The sequence below is a fragment of the Agromyces mariniharenae genome, assembly GCF_008122505.1.
Classification (GTDB): domain Bacteria; phylum Actinomycetota; class Actinomycetes; order Actinomycetales; family Microbacteriaceae; genus Agromyces; species Agromyces mariniharenae.
The window spans coordinates 2,439,767-2,460,938 of sequence record NZ_VSSB01000001.1 but is presented as its reverse complement, the minus strand read 5'-3'; the positions used below and the strand labels follow the sequence as shown (position 1 = coordinate 2,460,938).

The following is a 21,172-nucleotide window of genomic DNA, read 5'->3' as shown; positions in this document are numbered from 1 at the left end:
CGTCACCCGGCCGCCGTGTCGTTCTCGATGATGTCGGGTGCCGTGCCGGCGACCGCCGTCACCGTGCGGTCGATGATCGCGGGCTCGACCCCGGCCTCGGTGAGCGCGGTCACGAGGTGACCCGCGACGGCGGCGAAGGCATCGGTCGAGATGCCCTTGCCCTGGTGGACGGTACGCAGCTGACGGCCGGAGTACTCGACCGGTCCGCCCATCACCTGGGACACGAGTGCCGTCTGGTGCCGCTTGAGTCGGTCCATCTCGACGCCGTCGAAGTACCCGCGGAGTCGGTCGTCGTCGAGGATGAGGACGTAGAACCGGTCGACCACCGCGGCGACCGCCGGACGGCCGCCGACCGCGTCGTAGTCGCTTCGCGCCTGGTTGTCGGACTGCTCGTCACGGTTGGCGTTCATCGGTGAGTTCCAATCACTGGCAGGGCAGGGGTGTTCCTTTCTTAGCAGAGTCGAACCGCGCACCTGAAGCCGTCATGTCGGCATTGTGCAGACGCCCGAACTGTGGCAATGCAATCCGATAGTCACCTTCATCAGGCGTTTCCACGGAACCCGTCCGCGACGGAACCCCGAACGCGTCAGGGGATTTCCCAGCAACCGGAGCGTCCCGGCCCACTCCCCGCTCAGCCGAGGAGCGCGGCGAACCCGAGTACGGCGCTCGTCGCGGCGAGGAGCAGCAGCACCACGTTCGCCGTGGGGTTCTCCGTGCGACGCACGTGCACCACGATGGCGCCCACCATCACGAGCGCGAGTGCGGACGCGGCGATCGGGCTCAGGATCGGCGCGATACCGGTGAGCGCGGGCAGCACGATGCCGATGGCGCCGAGCACCTCGGCGGCGCCGATGGCCTTCAGCGTCGACTCGCTGAAGTCCTCGGTCCAGGCCATGCCGGATGCCGCGAGCGCCGCCTTCGGGCGGGCGAGCTTCATGACGCCGGCGGCGAGGAAGGCGAGGGCGACGAGGCCGCTGACGATCCAGAACGCGATGAGCATGAGGTCCCTCTCAGGGTCGATGGTTACTGTTTGTGCGTGACCACATGATGCGTGAGTATTGAGGGACGTGCAAAAGGCACACGAGCGTGCAGGAGGCACATGCGTGTGCGTGAGGAACATCGGAGGAAGCGGTGACGATCGCCCTGGATCCGCAGTCGCAACCCGCTCGCAGCGAGTACGAGGGCGCGTGCGCCAGCCGTGGTGACGGCGACGGGCGCGCCGTACGCGAGGTGCTCGACCGCATCGGCGACAAGTGGTCGCTCCTCGTCATCGTCACGCTCGTCGACGGCCTGCTGCGCTTCACCGAGCTGCAGCGGCACATCCCCGGCATCTCGCAGCGGATGCTGACCCTCACCCTGCGTCAGCTCGAACGCGACGGGCTCGTCGCGCGGACCGTGCACGCGGAGGTGCCGCCGCGCGTCGAGTACGAGCTCACCGAGGTCGGCCGCACGCTCATCGAGCCGTCCATGGCCCTGGCCGGCTGGGCGATCGAGAACTACCCGCGCATCAGCGAGGCGCGGGAGCGCTTCGACGCGAACGCGCCGGCGCGACCGCCTTCACCCTGACGATCCTCCCGCCAGCGCGACGAGCAGGACGAGCGCGCCGACCGCGCACGCGGTGACGAAGACCGTCAGCGTCAGCAGCAGGCCGGCGCCCGGCATCCGCTCGAACCGGCTCGACAGAAGCGCCCGGTTGGCTCGGCCGGATCGTGCGCGAGCGAGCGCCCAGAGCACGACGGCGAACGCGACGCCGAGCAGGCCGGGCGCCAGCCAGAGTGGCTGCGCAGCATCCGCCGGCGCCGCGGCGGGCAGCACGCGGAGGGCGATGAGCGAGCCGACGCCGATCCCGAGCGCGGTGCGACGCCACGCGAGCTCGGTGCGCTCGGGTTGGAGGCCAGGGTCGAAGAGGAGGGAGCCGCTCATCGGAACACGATGCCGAGGAGCACGAGTCCGCCCACCAGCACGATCGTCACGGTGAGGAGGATGCTCGTCGCGGAGCCCGGGAGCGGCGACGTGGCTCGGAGCGCGCGCTCGGTGCGTCCCCATTCGAGCCACGCGAGGATGGGCAGTCCGAGCCCGGCGGCGATGAGCACCACCGAGCCGGCCAGTCGGAACGCCGGCTGCAGGTCGAGTCCCAGCGCCTCGAGCGCGACCCCGCCCGCGATCAGCGCGAGGGCGGTGCGCATCCACGCGAGGAACGTCCGCTCGTTGGCGAGGCTGAATCGCGGGTCGGGCTCGGAGCCCGTGCCGTAGACCGACCGTGGGAAGCGCACATCGCTCATCGGGCGCCCGGCACCGCCGCCGCGGCATCCGCTTGCTCGGCCGCGGCCGCCGCGGCATCCGCTCGATCGGGCACGCCGGCCGGCCGCGGCTGGCTCGAATGCGGGGCGTCGCCGAGGCGTGCCTGCTCCAGCCACATGGCCCGCTCGAGCTCGGCCCGCACGGAGGCGTACGCGGGATCTTGGGCGACGTTCCGCAGCTCCTCGGGGTCGGCCGCGAGGTCGTACAGCTCCCACTCGGGCGGGTACGTGAACGGTCCGGTGCCCGGCAGGCCGAGCCCGTCGTTGTAGTAGTAGATGAGCTTGTGCCGGTGGGTGCGGTAGCCGTAGTGCGCGGGCGCCTTGTGGAACGTGTCGTCGTGCTCCCAGTAGCGGTAGTACATGCCCTCGGCGGGCGGCTCGACGGGCCCGCCCACGAGGTCAGGCCAGAAGCTTCGGCCCTGCATGCGCGGATGCGACGGCACGTCCGCAGCATCCAGGATCGTCTGCGCGAAGTCGACGTTCGTCACGATCCCGTCGAACACGCGGCCGCCCTCGAGCCGGCGCGGATAGCTGAGGAGCATGGGCATCCGGAGCGACTCCTCGTACATGAAGCGCTTGTCGAACCATCCGTGCTCACCCAGGAAGAACCCCTGGTCGGATGCGTACATGACGAGCGTGTCGTCGAACTCGCCGCGCTCCCGCAGCCGGTCGACGACGCGGCCGACGTTCTCGTCGACGGACGCCACGCACGCGAGGTAGTCCTCCATGAACCGCTGGTACTTCCACAGGGCGAGCTCGTCGTAGGAGAGACCCTCGGGCGGCGAGACCTTCAGGTCCTCGTCGTTCAGGTTCTCGGCGAGTCGCATGAGCGCCCGGCGGGTCGATGACGACCGCGTGTCGTAGTCGTCCCAGAACGTGCCCGGCACCGGGATCGTGTCGCGGAACAGCTCGGCGTGCTCGGGCTTCGGCTCCCACGGGCGGTGCGGCGCCTTGTGGTAGATGAGCACGCACCACGGGTCGTCGCCCTCGAGCGACTCGAGCCAGTCGAGGGCGAGGTCGGTGATGCGGTCCGTCGCGTAGCCCTCGACGACGCGCTCGCCCTCGGCCGAGAGGAACAGCGGGTCCCAGTACTCGCCCTGGCCGTCGTGGCCGACGAGGATGTCCCAGTAGTCGAAGCCCTGCGGCGTCGACCCCTCGTGCTCGCCCATGTGCCACTTGCCGACCATCGCGGTGCGGTAGCCCGCCGTCCTGAGCTGCGACACGAACGTCGGCTGGCTCGCGTCGATCGGCGTCACGAGCGTCGACACGCCGTTCACGTGGCTGTACGTTCCCGTGAGGATCGACGCCCGGCTCGGGGAGCACAGCGCGTTCGTCGCGAAGCACTGGTCGAAGCGCCAGCCGTTCGCCGCGATCTCGTCGATGCGCGGGGTCGCGTTCACGACCGAGCCGTACGCGCCGATGGCCTGCGAGCCGTGATCGTCCGTGAGGATCATCACGATGTTCGGCCGCCGAGCCGTCATCAGGCGCTCCGCCGGCGGGCGTCGAGCACGCTGACGCCCCGTTCGGCAGCCACGCCGGCGGCCTCGTCGGTGACGGATGACGCGGCGCCCGCGGACGGGCCGGCGGATGCCGCGGCATCCGGTTCGCCCGACTGGTACGTGGTCTCGTCGAGCCCGCTCTGGGTGGGGTCGTAGTCGACCTCGCCCACGTGGTACATCGTCGTCATCCAGTGGTAGAAGTTGTCACCGCGATCCCGCAGCACGCCGTAGAGCCGCTGCATCATGCGGTTCCGGATGTCGCGCATCTCGGGGTGCTCGTAGACGTTGAGCAGCTCGTCGGGGTCGAGGTGCAGGTCGTAGAGCTCGTTGACCGAGTCGGGATTGACGACGAGCTTGTAGCGCTCGTCGCGCAGCATCCGCTGGGGGTACGGGAAGTGGTGCCCGTGGAACTCGCACACGATGTCCTCCTCCCACGCCGGCTGCTCGCCGGCGGCGAGCGGTACGAGGCTGCGGGAGTCGACGGCGGGCGACGGATCGACGCCCGCGAGGTCGAGGATCGTGGCCGTGCAGTCGAGCAGGCTCACGAACTCGGTGCGCACCTGGCCGGGGGCGCCGCCCGGGATCCGGAGCAGGCCCGGCGTGCGGTAGATGTCCTCGTACATCGCCGGGCCCTTGTCGTGCAGCCGGTGCGAGCCCGTGAACTCGCCGTGGTCGCACGTGAAGAACACCGCGGTCTCGTCGACCAGGCCGAGCCGCTCGAGCGCGTCCATCACGCGGCCGATCTGCTCGTCGATGAGGGCGACGTAGCCCCAGTAGACCGCGATGAGCTTGCGCGTCACCTCGATCGGCATCGTGTCGAACGTCCAGTGCGCGCTGTAGTTGCGCTGCACGGGCGGCTTGCCCTCGAACGTCTCGGCGATCGAGCGCGGCAGCTCGATGTCCGCCGGGTCGAACAGGTCGAAGTACTCGTCGGGGACGATGTACGGCAGGTGGGGGCCGAAGAAGTTCAGCTCCAGGAAGAACGGCGTGCCGTCGCGGTCGTTGTCGGCGGCATAGCGCTCGAGCAGCTCGATCGTGCGGGTCGCGAGGTAGTACTCGAACGTCGCCTCGACCGGCTGGTGGAGCCGGGCAGCCAGCAGGTTGCCCGGCCCACCGTTGGGCAGCGTGCCGCGGATGCGGTCGCTGATGCGGTACGGCGGCAGGCCGTGCTCCGCGAGGTAGCCGAGGTAGTCCTCGTTCTCGACCGGGTTGTGCCACCCCGGGAGGTCCGGTCCGTCGAACCCGAAGTCCGCGGCCTTCTTCTCGGTTCCGGCGTGCCACTTGCCGACCAGTCCGGTGTTGTACCCCTTCTCCCGCAGCGCCTCCACGAACGTGAAGGTGCCCTCGGCGAGGTCCTCGAGGTAGCCGACGTTGCGTTCGTGGTTGGCGAGGACGCGGTGGCGGAAGGGCGCCTGGCCGGTCAGCAGGCTCGCGCGAGCCGGCGTGCAGATCGCCGTCGGCGTGTACCAGCGATCGAAGCGCGTGCCCGTGCGGGCCAGCTCGTCGAGCACGGGCGTGGCCGCGAGGGCGTTGCCGTACGCCCCGAGCGTGTCCGCCCGGTGCTGGTCGGTCATGAGGAAGAGGATGTTGCTCGGCTTCATCGCTGGATTACTCGCCTGCCTGCACGAAGAGGTCGCCGGTGTAGAACTCGGCCGGGTCGACCGGAGCGGGGAGCTTGCCGGCCTGGACGAAGTAGTCGACCATGCCCGACAGCCACGTGTTCACGGTGCCGTCCTCGGTGAGCTGGTCGAGCTCCTCGAGCGACAGGATCTGCACGTTGCCCGCGTCGGCCTCGACCTGCGCCGGGTCGAGCGCGGAGAACTGCGCGGTGAGCTGGATCGCCTCGTCGGTGTTCTCGGCGCGGAACGCGATCGCGTCGCGCAGCGCCTTCAGCACGCGGTCGACCTTCTCGGGCTCGTCGGCGACGACGTCGTTGCCCGCGACGAACGCGGTCGGGAAGGCGACGGTGTCCTCGAAGTCCTGGTTCTTCGCCAGCTCCTCGAGGTCGGGCACCTGCTGCTCGACCGTCGCGAGGGCGGGGTACCAGAAGCCGGCGCCGTCGACCTGCTTCGACGACAGCGCGGCGACGATCGCCGACGGCTCCATCGGCACGGCGTTGATGTCGGCCTTCGTCATCCCCGCCTCCTCGAGCGCGAGGGTGAGGATCATGTCGCCCGAGGTGCCCTCGGGGAACGCGACGGTCTTGCCCTTGAGGTCCTCGACCGAGTCGATGCCGGCCTGGGCGACCACGCGGTCGGCCTGGCCGAGCGTGTTGATCGCGACGACCTTCGCCTGGCCAGACGCGGGCAGCCACATGGCGCCCGGCCCGATGTAGCCGAAGTCGAGGTCGCCCGTGCCGAGCGCCTGGATCTGCAGCGGGCCGTTCGTGAACGACGTCGCGGTGACGTCGAGGCCGTACTTGTCCCACAGGCCCTGGTCCTCGGCGACCGCGAGGAGGCTCGTGCCGTTGAAGTCGGGGATGTACCCGAAGTTCACGTCGAGCACGTCCTCGTACTCGCTCCCGGCGGCGGGCTCCGATGCGCCCGAGCCACCCGAGCCGCCGGCGCAGCCCGTCGCGAGCAGCGCCACGGCGGCGCCGACGGCGGCCGTGCCGAGGAGTTTCCTGGAGAATCGCATTGCAGTGTTCCCTTCGTTGGGGGTCGGGCGTCTCAGTTCGACGCGGTTCCGGCGGCGACGCCGGGCTGTTGGTGGTACACGGAATGCCACACGCGGTTGCGCAGCTCCCCGAACTCGGGGCTCAGGCGCACGTCCTCCGTGCGGGGGTACGGGAGGTTCACATCGATGACGTCGTAGATGCGGCCGGGGCGGGCCGCCATGACGACGACGCGGTTCGCGAGGAACACGGCCTCGTCGACGTCGTGGGTGATGAACATGACGGTGCGCTTCTCGCGGCTCCACGTGTCGAGCAGCTGCTCCTGCAGCTTCACGCGGGTGAGCGCGTCGAGGGCGCCGAACGGCTCGTCCATGAGCAGGATCGACGGGTTCACCGCGTAGGCGCGGGCGATGGCGCATCGCTGCTTCATGCCGCCCGAGAGCATCTTCGGCAGCGCGTCGGCGAACTGCTCGAGGCCGACCATGCGGATGAAGTAGTCGGCGCGCTCGCGGCGCTCCGCACGCGACAGGCCCGCGACCTTGAGGCCGAACTCGACGTTCTTGCGCACGGTCAGCCACGGGAAGAGCGCGTACTGCTGGAAGATGACGCCGCGCTCGGGCCCGGGGCCGGAGACGTCCGTGCCGTCGACGAGCGCGTGGCCCGCCGTCGGCGTCTCGAGGCCGGCGAGGATGTTCATGAGCGTCGACTTGCCGCAGCCCGACGGCCCGACGACCGTGACGAACTCGTTGTCGGCGATGTCGAGGTTCACGCGCTCGATGGCGACGAACTCCTCGCCCTTGAGCTCGAAGGTCTTGCGGACGTCGCGGACCGAGATCTTCGCGGTCGCGGTGGGCGTGTTCGTGGGGGTGGTCGTGGTCATCGTCGTTCCTGCCATCCGGTGAGCTTGGTCTCGGCGAAGAGCAGCAGCCGGTCCATCACCAGGCCGAGGATGCCGATGATGACGATGCCGACGAAGATCGTCGCGAGGTCGTAGTAGAGCTGGGCCTGCTGCATCCGGTAGCCGAGACCGGCCTGCGCGGCGAGGAGTTCTGCCGCGACGAGGGTCGCCCAGGCGGAGCCGAGGCCGACGCGCATGCCGACGAGGATGAACGGCGTCGACGCGGGCACGACGACCTTGAGGAAGATCGTGCCGTCCTTGGCGCCGAGCACGCGGGCCGCGTTGATCATGGTGCGGTCGACGTTCACCACGCCCTGGTACGTCGAGATGACGCAGGCGAGGAAGGCCGCGAGGAAGATCACGAAGACCTTCGGCACCTCGCCGATGCCGAGCAGCACGAGCACGAGCGGCAGCAGCGCGAGCGGCGGGATGGTGCGGAAGAACTGGATCCACGGCTCGAAGAGTCCGCGAGCCACGGTGTACCAGCCCATGAGGAAGCCGACGGGGATGGCGGCGGCCGAGCCGAGCAGGAAGCCCGTCAGCACGCGGCCGAGGCTCGCGAGGATGTCCTGCTGCAGGATGCCGGCCTGCCAGAGCTGCACGGCCTTGGCGACCACCTCGGGCGGGGTCGGGAACTGGAAGCCGTTGAGCGCGAGGACCCACCACAGGGCGATGCCGCCCACGATGGAGATCGCGTTGAGGATGAGCAGCTTGGCGCGCTTCGAGAGCCGCTGCCGGCGGCGTGCCGGCTCGGGCTTCGGGCTCGTCGGGGGCAGGTGCTCCGAGACGGCCGACGTGCTCATCGTGTAGGGCTGGATCTCGGCGCGCGACGGCCCGATGGTCATCTTCACCTCGGTCATGGCCGGCTCCCTCCGTTCGGGCGAGGTCGGTGGGCGTTCACAGTGCGCTCCTTTGCTGCTGCACGGGCTCGGCGGATGACGCGGGGTCGGGGTATCCGGCGAGCAGGGGGGACTGGTGGAAGATCGCCGCGATCGCGCCGAGGGCGCCGTCGCTGTCGTGCAGCTGTGCGGCGCGCACGATGTGCGGCTGATCCGAGGGGATGGAGTAGAGCTCGTAGCGCAGGGTCGACGCCGCCTGCTCGACGAGCACGGGCGCGACGCGCACGATCTCGCCGCCGATCACGACCTCGCGGGGGTTGAGCGTCATGGCGGCGGCGCCGAGCACGCGCCCGACCGTCGAGCCGACCTCGCGGAGGACGGATTCCACGGCGGGGTCGCCCTTGCCGACGGCGACGGCGAGGTCGTCGAGCGTCTCGACCTCGGCGCCGACGTCGCGGCACGCGCGGAGGATCGCGGGGACGGAGGCGATGGTCTCGAGGCATCCGCGCTTGCCGCAGCGGCAGGGCGCGCCCGACGGGTCGGCGGTGACGTGGCCGAGCTCGCCCGCGAACCCGCGGGAGCCGGTCACGAGCCGGCCGGAGATGACGAGTCCGCCGCCGACGCCGTCGGAGAGGCGGAGGTAGATGAGGTTGTCGACCGCGTCGGGCCGGGAGATCGCCTCGGCGAGTGCGGCGAGACGCGTGTTGTTGTCGACGACCACGGGCGCGCCGAACCGCTCGGCGAACGCGGTGTCGACGCCGTCGGGGGCGAGCTGCTTCTTCCAGCTCACGGCGGGCATGCCGGCTCGGGCGCCCGTGTAGGGGCCGGGGACGCCGATGCCGACGGCCTGCAGTGCCCCGAAGTGCACGCCCGTCTCGCGGCTGAGCCGGTCGATGAGCTCGAACGCGATCTCGAGGCGGTCGGCCCAGGCGATGTCGTCGTCGTAGCGCTCGACGCCCTGCGCGATGACCTCGTGCGAGGCATCCGCCACGGCCACGTGCACGCGCCGGTGGCCGAAGTCGACGCCGAGGAACTGGCCCGAGTCGGGGTCGAGCGCGAGGCGCTCTGCGGGGCGTCCGCTGCCGGCGCGGGTCGCGGCATCCGTGTCGGCGACGATGATCGCGCCGCGCTGCAGGAGGCTCGCGGTGATCTCGGACAGGGTCGTGCGGCTCAGCCCGACGCGCTTCGCGAGCTCGGCACGGCTGAGCGCGCCGTGGGCTCGCAGCGCGGCGAGCACGCGCTCCTCATGGGTCCGCCTCACGAGGGCGTGGACTCCGGTCGTCGTCGACATGCGTGCCAGACTCTCAACGCTGAATTTTTCCGTCAACATCCCGGCAGAATAACTTCGAAAATCTGTTGGCGTCTTTGCAGAAACGGATGCCGCTCGCCGGTTCGCTGCACAGCGAGCCGCCCGCCGCGGGCGTCGAGCCCTCCCCGAGCACGGGGTCCGGAGACGCCGACGGGGCGCGCACCATATCGGCACACGCCCCGCCGGGACCTCGGATGGGATCAGTCGGTCGTGTCCTCCACGCGGAGCAGGTCGCCCAGCGGGCCCGAACGCTCGAGCCGCACGACGCCCGGCACCGCGGCGTCGTCGAGCCGCGAGGCATCCGCCCAGTACCCGAAGTTCGGGTTGCGGAAGAACGTCGCCCAGACGGTGCCGTCCTCGTCGGTGAACATGTTGTCGTGGCCCGCGCCGACGCCGAGCGTGTACCGCGCCGAGTACGGGCCCTCGAACGAGTCCGAGACGGCCACGACCGCGTCGTACTGGTCCTTGGCGCCCGTGTTCGCGAGGTACGACCACGTCGGCGACGTGGGCGTGCCGCCCTTCAGCGCCCAGATCGCGTGCATGAGGTAGTACTTCTCGCCGACCTTGGTGACCGTGGCCCCCTCGAGGTACGGCTCGGGCGAGTACTTCTTCTGGGTGAACGCCGGCAGGCTCGTCGGCGTCTCCAGGTTCTCCATGTCGGGTGTCATCTTGGCGTAGAGGTCGTTGTGCAGCACCAGGTACGTCGCATCGCCGTCGTCGAAGAGCCCGCCGTCGATGTGGTAGTACTGCGGGTTGGTCGCACGCACGGGCTCGCCGAGCGGGTGCTCGACGCTCCCCTGGATGTTGCGGTACGGACCCTCGGGGCCGCCGTCGCTCACGAGGATGAACGAGCCGGTCAGCGTGCTCTGGTCGCCCATGCACGCCACGAGGTACCACGTGCCGTCGATGTAGTGCAGCTCGGGCGCCCACGCGTTCCCGGCCTTCGTGGCCGGGTCGTCGGGGTTCTGGTAGGCCTGCCACGGCGCCACAACGACCCGGCCCTCGGTGTTCTCGTCGACGAACTCGGGCGACCACACCTTGCCCTTCGGCTGGTCGGGGCGGATGCCGGTGGTGTCCGCGAGCGTCCACGGGCCGTCGAGCGATGGTGCGAGCCACACGTAGATGCCGTCGTTCCAGGGCCCCGCCTTGTCGAGCCCGGGCGACCTGGTGGTGCCGGTCGCGACGTACATCGACGTCCCGTCGACCTCGAAGCGATTCACGTACGTGTCCCGCATCCAGACGCGGCCGAGCTCCTCGTCCTGCGGACGCAGCTCGAGGTCGAGCACCTTGGAGTTCTGCGCGTTCGGCATGAGCTCGGCGCGTGCGTCGGCCGTGCCGTACGGCATCGCCGCCGGCCAGCTCGCCGGGAACGCGGCATCCTCACCGCCCATCTCGTACGTGCGCACGTAGTCGAACTTCGCGGTCGCGCCAGTGGCGTTCATGGAGATGAGGCCGATGCGCAGGTCGCCGAGCACGGGGATCGTCCAGACGCCGCCCCACTGCCAGTCCTCGCCGTCGGTGCTCGACGCCATGCGGACCTCCCACTCGTGGCCCTCCTCGTCGACCTGGGCGTAGAGGCGCAGCCACGTGGTGTCGGCCGTGCTCGCGCCGAACATCGGGCCGTTCGCGACCGCGGCGGGCGGCGTGGCGGTGGGCCGCTCCGCCTCCTTGCCGAACTCGGTCTGGTGCAGGAACTGGCCCGCCTTGCGGTTCAGCGGCAGGATCGAGTGCGTCAGCTTGACGTAGCGGTCGTCGGTCTCGTAGAGCACGAGTCCCGCCTGCTGATTGCCGCGCGTTCCGTCGAAGTCGAGCTTCGTCTCGACCATGAAGTCGCCCTGCGGCGCGTCCCGCAGCAGCACCGACGCCGTGTTGTTGGCGAGGTGCAGCTCGGCCGCCTGGGTCGGCCAGACGAGCTTGCCGTCGGTCGCGTTCGGGCCCGACGCGGGCTTGCGCACCCACGTCCACGCGTCGTCGCCCGCGGTCGGCGCACCGGCGGCGTCGAACTCGTCGGAGTACTCCGGCAACTGGTCGCCCACCTCGGGGTCGGCGACCCGCTCGGTGACGGGCTCGTACAGCGCCGCGGCGCTCAGGTTGTCGCCGGCGACGGATGCCGCGCGCGCCGCCACACCGACCGACCCGTTCGACGTGGCGTCCTCGGGCGCCTCGAAGGCGACCTCCGCGAGCGGCTCGAGCAGCGTGTCGGCGCCCACCTCGGCGGACACCGCCTCGCCGCGCCACTCGATCGCGACCACGTGCCACGAGTCGAAGTCGAACGACTCGGGCAGCGCCGCGGCATCCGTCGTCACCTCGTCGCCGTGGCGCACCTCGAGACGCAGCTCGCCGGCGGCGCGATCGATCCACGCCGTCGCGCCGTTCTGCCCGCGGGAGCCGACGACCAGCCCGGCCGAACCGTCGTCACCGCCCTCGACGAACCGCAGGTCGGCCTGGACGCGGAGGTCGCCGGTCGCCTTCTCCGAGCTCGTGAGCGTCGCGGCGCCGGATCCGGTCGGCGCGATGCGGACGTACCCGCCCGCGTCGGGCGCCTGCCCGGCCGTGACGGCACCGTCACCCCGCAGCTTCCAGTCCGCCGGCGGACCGGCGGTGAAGTCGCTGCCGACGAGCGCGGTCGTCACCGGGGCGGTCTCCTCCCCGCTCGAGGGGCCGGCGCCGGCGCGCACGACGGGCCAGCCGTCGATCCAGTCGAGCCGATCGATCATGAGCGGGCGCTTCGACAGGTTGAGCCGGCCCGCACGCGTGTCGACGGGCGGGAAGTCGGGGTCTGCCGTCGGGATGGCGTGGTACACCAGCCAGTCCTGGCCCGACAGGTCGGTCTGGATGGCGTTGTGCCCGGGCCCGGCGAAGCCGTTGCCGTTGGACTGCAGCACGAATCCGCCCTTGCTCGTGAGCGCCATGAGGTCGACGCCGTGGTCGTCGACGAACGGCCCGCGCGGGCTGTCGGACCGCCCGACCTTCACGGTGTAGCCGCTGAACGCGCCGTCGCAGCATCCGGCGTCGGAGTACAGGAGGTAGTACCAGCCGTCGCGCTGCACGACGAAGCCGCCCTCCATGCGGCGGCCCTGCGCGATCTGCGTGACTGGACCGGTGAGCGCCGCGCCATCCGCCGTCAGCTCGGAGACGCAGATGACGTCGTAGCTGCCCCAGTAGAGGTAGCGGGTGCCGTCGGAGTCGGTGAACATCGCCTGGTCGATGTTGCCCGTCGGGCATGCGCCGACCGCCGCGCCGCCCATGAGCAGGCCGCGGTCGGTCCACGGGCCGGTCGGCGTGTCCGCGGTGAGCAGGGCCACGCCGCCGTTCGAGAGCGAGTACGTGAGGTGGTAGCTGCCGTCGAGATAGCGGATGTCGGGCGCCCACGGGCGGGTTCCGGCGGCCCAGTAGGCCGGCTTCGGGGCATCCGCGGGGTACACGTCGCCGACGTAGGTCCAGTCGACGAGGTCGGTCGAGCGGAGGACGGGCAGGATGTGCTCGCCCGGCTCCCCCGCGCTGTTGAAGATCGGGTTGGTCGTGCCGTACGCGTACCAGGCGCCGTCCTTGCCCCGGATCATCGCAGGGTCGGGGAACGTGTCGACGACGCCGGCACTGACCGGGTTCGTGTAGGTGGGGCCGTCGGCCGCGGTGGCGGCCACGGTCTGCGCCGGGGTCGCGGTCGCCGCCGTCGCGGTCGCCGCCGGGTCCACCGCGGGCGGGGCGGTGACGGATGCCGCGGTCGGGGCCGCCATCGCCGGCATGCCGCCGCCGAGCAGGACGGCCGCCGCGACCGCGGCCACCGCCCCGAGGCCGGCTGATCTCCATCGCATCAGGTGTGCACTCCTTCTCCATCGAAGTCGCCGCGCAGGCGCGCGGCGGTGTCCGCGCACCCTGCGGGCGCGCGCGAGCGGTCGCGGATGCCGCGTCGGATCCGGCATCTGCGCGACGGCGGAGCGCCGTCGGCGGCGCCGTCGAACTCATCCAACGGAGCCGCGATTTTTCCGTCAAGAGACCGGCGGAAAGCTTTCTGACGGTCCGTTGACGGAAAAATCGCGCGTCCGTAGCGTCCCTCAGGACGGGCCGACCCGAGGGCCCGATGGGCCGGAACCGACCGGCCCGCGCTGCGATGAGGAAGGTTTCAACGATGAACAACTCCACGAACGGAGCCCGCCTGGATCGGCGTGCGTTCCTGGTCGGGGTCACCGGCGCGGTGGCCGCGGCGGCGCTGCCGGCCGGGGCCGCCCACGCGACGCCGACCGAGGCCGCGCCGAGTGGTCGGTACCCGTCGAACTGGCCGGATCTCGAGCCCTACGGGGCTGCGGACACGCGCATCGACCTGTGGCCACGCGACGACAACTCCTTCATCCTCGACCTCGAACACCGGCCGCGGGACCCCGAGGGCACGCACGTCTGGATGCGCGACACCTACGTCAACTGCTTCGTCGTGGACGGCCGGCCGGTATACGTCGCGACGGGCACGACCCGCGTTCCCGGGCTCGATCGGGCGGCGCCGTGGAACGACGGCATCTTCATCTGGGTCTCCTCGTCGCTGCGAGGGCCGTGGCGACTCGTCGACACCACCGGGATCCGGCCGGACGTCGAGCGCGGCAAGGTCTGGTCGCCGGAATTCGTCGACGAGAACCGACCCGGCCGCACGATCGTCGCCCCGTGGCAGGAGTACTGGACCGACACGCAGTTCGGCAAGCGCGGACAGGTCTGGGCACCCGAGGTCCACCACTTCCGCGACACCTGGTACATCGTCGCCTGCATGGGCGACCACTCGCAGAAGGTCGGCTCGTTCATGCTCGTGAGCGAGGGCGGGATCGAGGGTCCGTACCGGCTCGTCGAGGGCAACCTCGAGAAGCCGTTCGGCGACCCGGTCGCCGGTGGACCGGCGTTCATCAAGCCGGGCGCCTATCACCACATCGACGGCAGCATGTACACCGAGGGGGACGACGCCTGGCTCGTACTCCACAACCACGAGTACGCGAAGTTCCAGGACGACCTGGAGGACATCCTCCCGACGACGGCCCTTCCGGCGTTCCAGCAGACGCCGTACTCGCCTGAGCCGTACCTCGAGGGCGCCTACGTCTTCCACTACGGCGAGAAGTACTACCTCCTCCACGCGGCCTGGGACCGTACGTCCCTCGGCGCCGACGGCAGCGTACGGTACGCGTACGACACCCCCGCGCCCGGTCGCACGCAGTACCAGTACGACGCCGTGGTCGCCGTGTCGGATTCGTTCGAGGGCCCGTACTCGCCGCGGTGGACCGCGGGTGTCGGCGCCGGCCACAACAACTTCTTCGTGGACCACGGCGGCACGGCGTGGGCGACCTACTTCCTCAACCCGAACGCCGGGTACTGGTCGGACCCGTCGCGCCTCGCCGAGGCCGCCGTGCCCGGAGTGGTCCGGATGGAGTGGACGGGCCCAGAGGGCAACCGCCTCTACGTCGAGCGCCGTCGGGGTCGCGACTGATGCGCGCGCGCCTGGATCGGGGCACGCACGTGACCCGCCGCCGCCCCGCGGCCGCCTTCACCCTCGTCGCGGCGGCCGTCACCGCCATGCTGGCACTCGGGGCGCCGGGCGCGGCGCTCGCCGCCGACGGCGGCGGCGGCGATGACCGCGTCGCGCCGCTTCCGCCACTCGGGTCGCTCGGCGCGAACTACAACGAGAACCTCGACCAGCTGAACGAGCGCGAGCTGCGCGAAGCGCGGGCGAGCTGGGTCCGGGGCTTCTACAACGTGGCCGAGGCCGACACGGTGGCCCCGTCGGAGAGCCCGACGATCCGCTCGATCGGAGCGGTGCACGACCGCGGGTTCCAGACCATCCTGAGCCTGAAGTTCAACAAGGCGAACACCGCGTTCCCGGCTCCGGGCAGCGCCGCGATGGCGAATGAGCTCGCGCGACTCGACCGCGTGCTGCCGCTCGTGCTCGGGACGGTCGACATCGTCACCATCGGCAACGAGCCGTTCATCGAGAGCATGCCCGCCCAGCGCGACGAACGTCTCAACGCGTTCTACGAGACCGTCGCGCGCCACGTGATCGACGCCAGGGCCGAGTTGTGCGGCGACGACTGCGCCACCCACCTCTACCTGGGCGCGCTGAATCGGCTCGACCTGCCCCAGAACCGCACGGCCGCGGTCGAGCGGTTCCTCGCGTTCGCACGCGAGACGCCAGAGATCGAGGGCGTCGACCTGCACCCGCACGTCCCCGACGAAGCACGGGTGCAGGCCTTCCTCGACTACACGCTGCCGCGCCTTCGAGCCGACCAGACCTTCCTGATGACCGAGTTCTCCCTCGTCTGGTACTGGCAGGAGCACATGACGGATCCCGTCCCCGCCGGGTTCGCCGACCGCTACGGATACGCCCCCGACACCCAGGTCTGGGAGGTCATCGGCGAGGCGATCGAGGAGCCGTTCCCGTCCCGCAAGTGGAACGACCTGCTGTCGGAGAGTCCGTGGTTCGAGGGCAAGAAGCACGTGCTCAGCGACGTGATGGGGCAGCTCCGAAGCACGGGGCGACTCGCCGTCGCGACCTACGGCTTCGCCCAGATCCCGTCGATGACCTCGGGCTGGAGCGCGACGAAGCCTCCGTGGCTCCTCAACAGCGTCTACGCGAGCCTCACGGTGCAGGCGCGCGGGGAGGCGATGTCGACGCCGACCTACGCCTGGCTGGAGGACTTCCGCCGACTGCAGTGAACCGACCTTGGTGTCCGTGGAGACGCAGACGCTTCCCCGCGGCGTGGTCCTCACCGGGAACGAGACGATTCGCTGAGCGCGTTCCCTAGGCTTCGGCGTGCTGGGTCGCCGCCCACGACGCGAGGAGCTGCAGCCGCTCCGCCGAAGGCGAGCCCGGCTCGGCCGTGTAGACGAGCATGACGAGCCCCGGCTCGGCCGTGATCGTGAACTCCTCGTAGGCGAGGATGAGCTCGCCGACGACGGGGTGATTGAATCGCTTGGTGCCCGCGCCGTGCGTGCGCACGTCGTGCGCGGCCCAGAGTCGACGGAACGTCTCGCTGCGGGTCGAGAGCTCCCCCACGAGGTCCTGCATCGTGCGGTCGTGCGGACTGCGCCCGGCATCCGCCCGCATGATGGCGACGCACATCTCGGCGAACAGGTCCCAGTCGGGGTAGAAGTCGCGCGAAGCAGGGTCGAGGAACTGGAAGCGCGCGAGGTTCGGCGTGCGTCCGCCGTCGCCGATGAGCGGCGAGTAGAACGCGCGGCCGAGGGCGTTCGTCGCGAGCAGGTCGGAGTACTGGTTGCGGACGAACGCGATGCCGCCCGTGATGGACTCGAGGGTCCACTGCAGGCTCGCCCGCGAGGGCGCCTGCCGCGTGGTCCGCCGGCGTGGACGCCCCGATGCGGGGATGCCGTCGGCGGCGCGCGCGAGGTCGAACAGGTGCGCACGTTCCGTGTCGTCGAGCTGCAGCGCGTCGGCGATGGCGTCGAGCACCGAGGCGGATGCCCCGGCGATCGCGCCGCGCTCGAGCTTCGCGTAGTACTCCACGCTCACGTCCGCGAGCACGGCGACCTCGGTGCGCCGCAGACCCGCCACGCGCCGGTTCGGTCCGGCCGGCAGGCCCGCCTGCTCGGGCGTGAGCTTCGCCCGGCGCGACATGAGGAACTCTCGCACCTCGGCTCGGTTGTCCATGCTCACAGGGTAGGTCGGATGCCGCCGACGAGGGGTGCCCTGCCAGTACACGGTTCGTCAGGGACTCCCTCGAACGGTGGCGCTCGCGTCCACTTGATGTCGTGCCCATCACCGTTTCCACTCCCGATGCGTCGGCGTCCGCCGGCCGGCTGCTGCCCGCCGTGCTGCTCCTGCTCACCGTGTTCGGTCCGATCTCGATGGACCTGTACCTGCCGCTGCTGCCCGCACTGACGCTCGACCTGAGCGCCACCACGTCGATGGCGCAGCTGACCGTGACGGCGTGCCTGTTGGGGCTCGCCCTCGGCCAGCTGATCGCCGGCCCCCTCTCGGACCGATTCGGTCGGAGAGGGCCGTTGCTCATCGGGGTCATCGGCTACGTCGTCATGTCGGCGTGGTGCGCGATCGCACCCAGCGTCGAGCTGCTCATCGGCGCCCGCCTGCTGCAGGGCGTCGCCGGCGGCGTCGGACTCGTCATCGCGCAGGCGGCGGGTCGCGACCTGTACTCGGGCGGGGCGCTCATCCGCTACTTCGGTCGCCTGACCGTGCTCAGCGGCCTCGCCGCGATCGTCGGTCCGCTCGCGGGCGGGCTGCTCGCGACCGTCGCCGACTGGCGCGGCCTGTTCCTGTTCCTCACGGCGATCGGCGTCGCCATCCTGCTCGCGGTCTTCTTCGCCTTCGCCGAGACCCTGCCGCGGGATCGCCGCGTCTCCGGTGGGTTCGCGCACACCGCCGACGGCTACCGCACCCTGCTCCGCGATCGCCGCTTCGTCGGCGCCGTGCTGGTGAGCGGCTTCGTCAGCGCCGCACTGTTCGCCTACCTCGCCGGCGCGACCTACGTACTGCAGGGAATCTACGGGCTCTCGCCGCAGCAGTACGCGCTCGCGTTCGGGCTGAACTCGGCCGGCTTCATGGTCTTCGGATGGCTCGCCGCACGCAGCGCCGAGCGCTGGAGCCTCCACGGCACGCTCGTCACCGGGCTGGCGATGTGCGCGCTGGGCGCGCTCGGACTGCTCGCGGCCGCGGTCGCCGCACTGCCGGTCGGCGTCGTGATCGGTTCACTGCTCGTCCTGGTGAGCGGCGTCGCGGTGACGACCCCGCCGACGACCACGATCGCGCTTGCCGGGTACCCGCAGATGGCGGGCACCGCGTCCTCCCTGCTCGGCATGGCGCGCTTCGCCTTCGGCGGCGCCGCCGCGCCGCTCGTCGGGATCGCCGGTGCCGGGACCATGCTGCCGCTCGGCGTCATCACCGTCGCCGGGATCGCGCTCGCCGCGGCATCCGTCGCCCTGCTCGCGCCTCGCCGCAACGCGACCGAAGCGGCCTCGACCGACCCCCACACCCCTGCCGCCGACGCGCTCGCGACGGCGGCGGACCGATAACCCCGAAGAGAAGGAGCACACCCCCATGCGCGGTGTCATCATGCACGGCCCCGGCGACGTCCGCGTCGAGGACCGCACCGATCCCGTGATCCAGGAGCCGACCGACGCGATCATCCGCGTCACCGCCGCCTGCATCTGCGGATCGGACCTCTGGCCGTACCGCGGCGCGGAGGACCCGCAGTGGCCGATCCCGATGGGCCACGAGTACGTCGGCGTGGTCGAGGAGATCGGCGCGGACGTGAGCACCCTGAAGCCGGGCGACTTCGTCGTGGGGTCGTTCTTCGCGTCCGACAACACGTGCGAGATCTGCCGGGCCGGCTACCAGTCCCGCTGCGTGCACGCGACCGGGCTCGACGGTACGCAGGCCGAGTACGCCCGGATCCCGTTCGCCGACGGCACCCTCGTGACCGTGCCGGGGCAGCCCGACGAGCGTCAGGTCCGAGGCCTCCTCGCGGCATCCGATGTGCTCGGCACCGGCTGGTTCGCCGCCGTCGCCGCCGAGGCCGGGCCGGGCAAGACCGTCGCGGTCGTCGGCGACGGGGCCGTGGGGCTGCTCGGCGTCCTCGCCGCCCGCGAGCTCGGCGCCGAGCGGATCATCGCGTTCAGCCGGCACGCCGACCGCCAGGCGCTCGCGCGGAGCTTCGGGGCGACCCACATCGTCGAGGAGCGCGGCGACGCCGGCGTGGCCGAGGTCAAGGAACTCACCGGCGGGCTCGGCGCGCACTCGGTCGTCGAGGCCGTCGGCACGCAGGAGTCCATGATGCAGGCGATCCGCTCGACGCGCGCCGGCGGCCACGTCGGGTACGTCGGCGTCTCGCACGACGTCGAGCTGCCGGGGCTGGAGCTCTTCTTCTCCGGCGTGCACCTGCACGGCGGACCCGCGCCCGTGCGCCGGTTCCTGCCCGATCTCGTCGAACTCATCATGCACGACCGGATCGACCCGGGAACGGTCTTCGACCTGAGCCTTCCGATCGAGCAGGCCGCCGAGGGCTACCGCGCGATGGACGAGCGGCGAGCCACCAAGGTGCTGCTCACGTTCTGATGCGGCTCACAGACCCCTCCCATGTGCAGCCCGTAGCGTTCGAGCATCTGCAGCGGGTGATCGCCCGCGAACCCCGGCTGGGAAGTCGACAAGACCCCAGCTGGGACGTGCACACATCTCCTCCACCGACTCCCTCGGTGCGGTCCGGGCGACGAAGCCCCGAACCGGATCCGCGGACCTCACCCGCAGCTACACCGCCCTCTCCCGCGTCGTCCGCGAGTCGGGACTCCTGAACCGGACGCGATGGTTCTACGCCGCGCTGGTCGGGGCCCTGGCGCTCGCCCTCGGCGGCACGGTCACCGGGTTCATCCTGCTGGGCGAGTCGTGGTTCCAGCTGCTCATGGCGGCAGCGCTCGGGATCATCTTCACGCAGTTCGCGTTCCTCGCGCATGAGGCCTCGCACCGGCAGGTGCTCGAGTCCGGACCGGCCAACGATCGCGTGGGACGCATCCTCGCCGCCGGGGTCGTCGGCATCAGCTACGCGTGGTGGATGACGAAGCACACCCGCCACCACGCGAACCCGAACCGGCTCGGCAAGGATCCCGACATCGAGTTCGACACGATCTCGTTCGTCGAGACGGATGCCGCGAGGCAGCGCGGGCTGCTCGCCCTCATCACGCGCCGGCAGGGGTGGCTGTTCTTCCCGCTGCTCACGCTCGAGGGCCTGAACCTGCACGTCCGCTCGATCAGCACGCTGTTCGCCCGCCGACCGGTGAAGGGACGCTGGATCGAGCTCGCCCTCATCGCAGCCCGGTTCACGATCTACCTCGGCGCGATCTTCTGGGTGCTGCCGCTCGGCATGGCGTTCGCGTTCCTCGGAGTGCAGCTGGCCGTGTTCGGCATCTACATGGGCGCCTCGTTCGCGCCCAACCACAAGGGCATGCCGCTCATCCCCGCCGACACGAAGCTCGACTTCCTGTCGAAGCAGGTGCTCACCTCGCGCAATGTCTCGGGCGGATGGTGGGCGAGCGCCCTGCTCGGCGGCCTCAACTACCAGGTCGAGCACCACCTCTTCCCGAACATGCCCCGCCCGCACCTCGCCAAGGCGCGCGAGATCGTGCGCGAGTACTGCCACACCCTCGACGTGCCCTACACCGAGACCACGCTGCTGCGGTCCTACGGCATCGTCATCCGCTACCTCAACCGCGTCGGACTCGCCGCCCGCGACCCGTTCGACTGCCCCATGGTCAACCGGTTCCGCCGGGCCTGACCGATCGACCGGTGACGTAGCGCGCGTCCGCGATCAGAGGTCCTCGACCCAGTCCGGAACGTCACCGTTCGAGAGCATCGGCGGTGCCGACGGGTTCGGCCGCAGCGCACGAGTGCGAGCCTTGAGCTCGGCCACCACGCTCGGATCCTGCAGCTCTTCGGCGTCGGTGTCGGCGCGCTTCGCGATGATCTGGCTGGCCGGGCCGACCAGCACGGTCGTCGTGGAACGGGAGCCGTCCGCTTCGAGCGTCGGGATCTCCACCTTCGAGGCGGTGCCGTTCTGGGCGAGCGCCTGGCCGTACTCGAGCAGCGCCTCGGCGATCTCGTCTCCGGTCAGCAATTCGTCCCCCGCGTACACGATGATCTTCACTCCTCGATCACAGCGCCGTGTCGCTCGGGTGGCAATGGTCTTGAAAACTCGCGAGCCGAACGCTAGGCGAGCCGGGT

General features: G+C 70.7%; 19 protein-coding genes. 6 read left to right on the top strand and 13 right to left on the bottom strand.

Annotated elements, in window-relative coordinates; genetic code table 11:
* Positions 1-2: 2 nt before the first annotated feature.
* Together FYC51_RS11330 and FYC51_RS11325 are read right to left on the bottom strand one after the other, a co-directional pair.
* Entirely contained in the window at positions 3-410 is a 408-nt protein-coding gene (locus tag FYC51_RS11330; RefSeq protein ID WP_148733626.1) for a group I truncated hemoglobin, read from the bottom strand.
* Positions 411-631: 221 nt separating this feature from the next.
* Complete coding sequence (locus tag FYC51_RS11325; RefSeq protein WP_148733625.1) at positions 632-1,000, bottom strand: DoxX family protein; 369 nt, start codon at positions 998-1,000, stop codon at positions 632-634.
* A 131-nt stretch (positions 1,001-1,131) separates the two neighbouring features.
* On the opposite strand from FYC51_RS11325, the gene FYC51_RS11320 reads away from it, so the two are divergent.
* Entirely contained in the window at positions 1,132-1,566 is a 435-nt protein-coding gene (locus FYC51_RS11320; RefSeq protein WP_338014698.1) for a winged helix-turn-helix transcriptional regulator, read from the top strand.
* On the opposite strand, the gene FYC51_RS11315 is transcribed toward FYC51_RS11320, so the two are convergent.
* From FYC51_RS11315 to FYC51_RS11275, 9 genes are all read right to left on the bottom strand, one after another.
* Positions 1,558-1,923, bottom strand: coding sequence for a DUF202 domain-containing protein (locus FYC51_RS11315; protein ID WP_148733624.1), 366 nt, complete (start codon positions 1,921-1,923; stop codon positions 1,558-1,560). The two genes, FYC51_RS11320 and FYC51_RS11315, sit on opposite strands and share 9 nt — an antisense overlap.
* Complete coding sequence (locus tag FYC51_RS11310; protein ID WP_148733623.1) at positions 1,920-2,282, bottom strand: YidH family protein; 363 nt, start codon at positions 2,280-2,282, stop codon at positions 1,920-1,922. Before FYC51_RS11310 ends, FYC51_RS11315 begins: the two co-directional genes overlap by 4 nt.
* Positions 2,279-3,781, bottom strand: a complete 1,503-nt coding sequence (locus FYC51_RS11305; protein WP_148733622.1) for a sulfatase family protein — start codon at positions 3,779-3,781, stop codon at positions 2,279-2,281. Before FYC51_RS11305 ends, FYC51_RS11310 begins: the two co-directional genes overlap by 4 nt.
* Positions 3,781-5,400: a sulfatase family protein gene (locus FYC51_RS11300; protein WP_148733621.1), complete on the bottom strand. Its 1,620-nt coding sequence runs from the start codon at positions 5,398-5,400 to the stop codon at positions 3,781-3,783. Before FYC51_RS11300 ends, FYC51_RS11305 begins: the two co-directional genes overlap by 1 nt.
* 7 nt (positions 5,401-5,407) lie before the next feature.
* Positions 5,408-6,436 (bottom strand): aliphatic sulfonate ABC transporter substrate-binding protein, encoded by a 1,029-nt coding sequence (locus FYC51_RS11295; protein WP_148733620.1) that lies wholly within the window; start codon positions 6,434-6,436, stop codon positions 5,408-5,410.
* A gap of 32 nt (positions 6,437-6,468) precedes the next feature.
* Positions 6,469-7,293 (bottom strand): ABC transporter ATP-binding protein, encoded by an 825-nt coding sequence (locus FYC51_RS11290; RefSeq protein ID WP_148733619.1) that lies wholly within the window; start codon positions 7,291-7,293, stop codon positions 6,469-6,471.
* A complete protein-coding gene (locus FYC51_RS11285) occupies positions 7,290-8,171 on the bottom strand; it encodes an ABC transporter permease (RefSeq protein WP_238476308.1) in 882 nt (293 codons plus the stop codon). Before FYC51_RS11285 ends, FYC51_RS11290 begins: the two co-directional genes overlap by 4 nt.
* Before the next feature lie 37 nt (positions 8,172-8,208).
* Positions 8,209-9,441, bottom strand: coding sequence for an ROK family transcriptional regulator (locus tag FYC51_RS11280; RefSeq protein WP_148733618.1), 1,233 nt, complete (start codon positions 9,439-9,441; stop codon positions 8,209-8,211).
* Positions 9,442-9,659: 218 nt separating this feature from the next.
* Positions 9,660-13,274, bottom strand: coding sequence for a family 43 glycosylhydrolase (locus FYC51_RS11275; protein WP_222863241.1), 3,615 nt, complete (start codon positions 13,272-13,274; stop codon positions 9,660-9,662).
* A gap of 314 nt (positions 13,275-13,588) precedes the next feature.
* On the opposite strand from FYC51_RS11275, the gene FYC51_RS11270 reads away from it, so the two are divergent.
* Positions 13,589-14,920 (top strand): family 43 glycosylhydrolase, encoded by a 1,332-nt coding sequence (locus tag FYC51_RS11270; protein WP_148733617.1) that lies wholly within the window; start codon positions 13,589-13,591, stop codon positions 14,918-14,920.
* 29 nt (positions 14,921-14,949) lie between these two features.
* Entirely contained in the window at positions 14,950-16,143 is a 1,194-nt protein-coding gene (locus FYC51_RS11265) for a hypothetical protein (protein WP_222863239.1), read from the top strand.
* 85 nt (positions 16,144-16,228) lie between these two features.
* Here the strand turns inward: FYC51_RS11265 and FYC51_RS11260 are convergent, their stop codons facing one another.
* Positions 16,229-17,095, bottom strand: a complete 867-nt coding sequence (locus tag FYC51_RS11260) for a helix-turn-helix transcriptional regulator (protein ID WP_148733616.1) — start codon at positions 17,093-17,095, stop codon at positions 16,229-16,231.
* A 101-nt stretch (positions 17,096-17,196) separates the two neighbouring features.
* Between FYC51_RS11260 and FYC51_RS11255 the strand changes: the two genes are divergently transcribed.
* From FYC51_RS11255 to FYC51_RS11245, 3 genes are all read left to right on the top strand, one after another.
* The gene (locus tag FYC51_RS11255) at positions 17,197-18,474 is read left to right on the top strand and encodes a multidrug effflux MFS transporter (RefSeq protein ID WP_338014697.1); all 1,278 of its coding nucleotides are present in this window, start codon (positions 17,197-17,199) and stop codon (positions 18,472-18,474) included.
* Between the two features lie 25 nt (positions 18,475-18,499).
* Positions 18,500-19,516: a zinc-dependent alcohol dehydrogenase family protein gene (locus FYC51_RS11250; protein WP_148733615.1), complete on the top strand. Its 1,017-nt coding sequence runs from the start codon at positions 18,500-18,502 to the stop codon at positions 19,514-19,516.
* Positions 19,517-19,616: 100 nt separating this feature from the next.
* A complete protein-coding gene (locus FYC51_RS11245; RefSeq protein WP_420797246.1) occupies positions 19,617-20,726 on the top strand; it encodes a fatty acid desaturase family protein in 1,110 nt (369 codons plus the stop codon).
* Between the two features lie 33 nt (positions 20,727-20,759).
* Here the strand turns inward: FYC51_RS11245 and FYC51_RS11240 are convergent, their stop codons facing one another.
* Positions 20,760-21,095 carry a hypothetical protein gene (locus FYC51_RS11240; RefSeq protein ID WP_148733613.1) on the bottom strand — a complete coding sequence of 112 codons (336 nt, stop codon included), beginning with the start codon at positions 21,093-21,095 and terminating at the stop codon, positions 20,760-20,762.
* Positions 21,096-21,172: the final 77 nt, after the last annotated feature.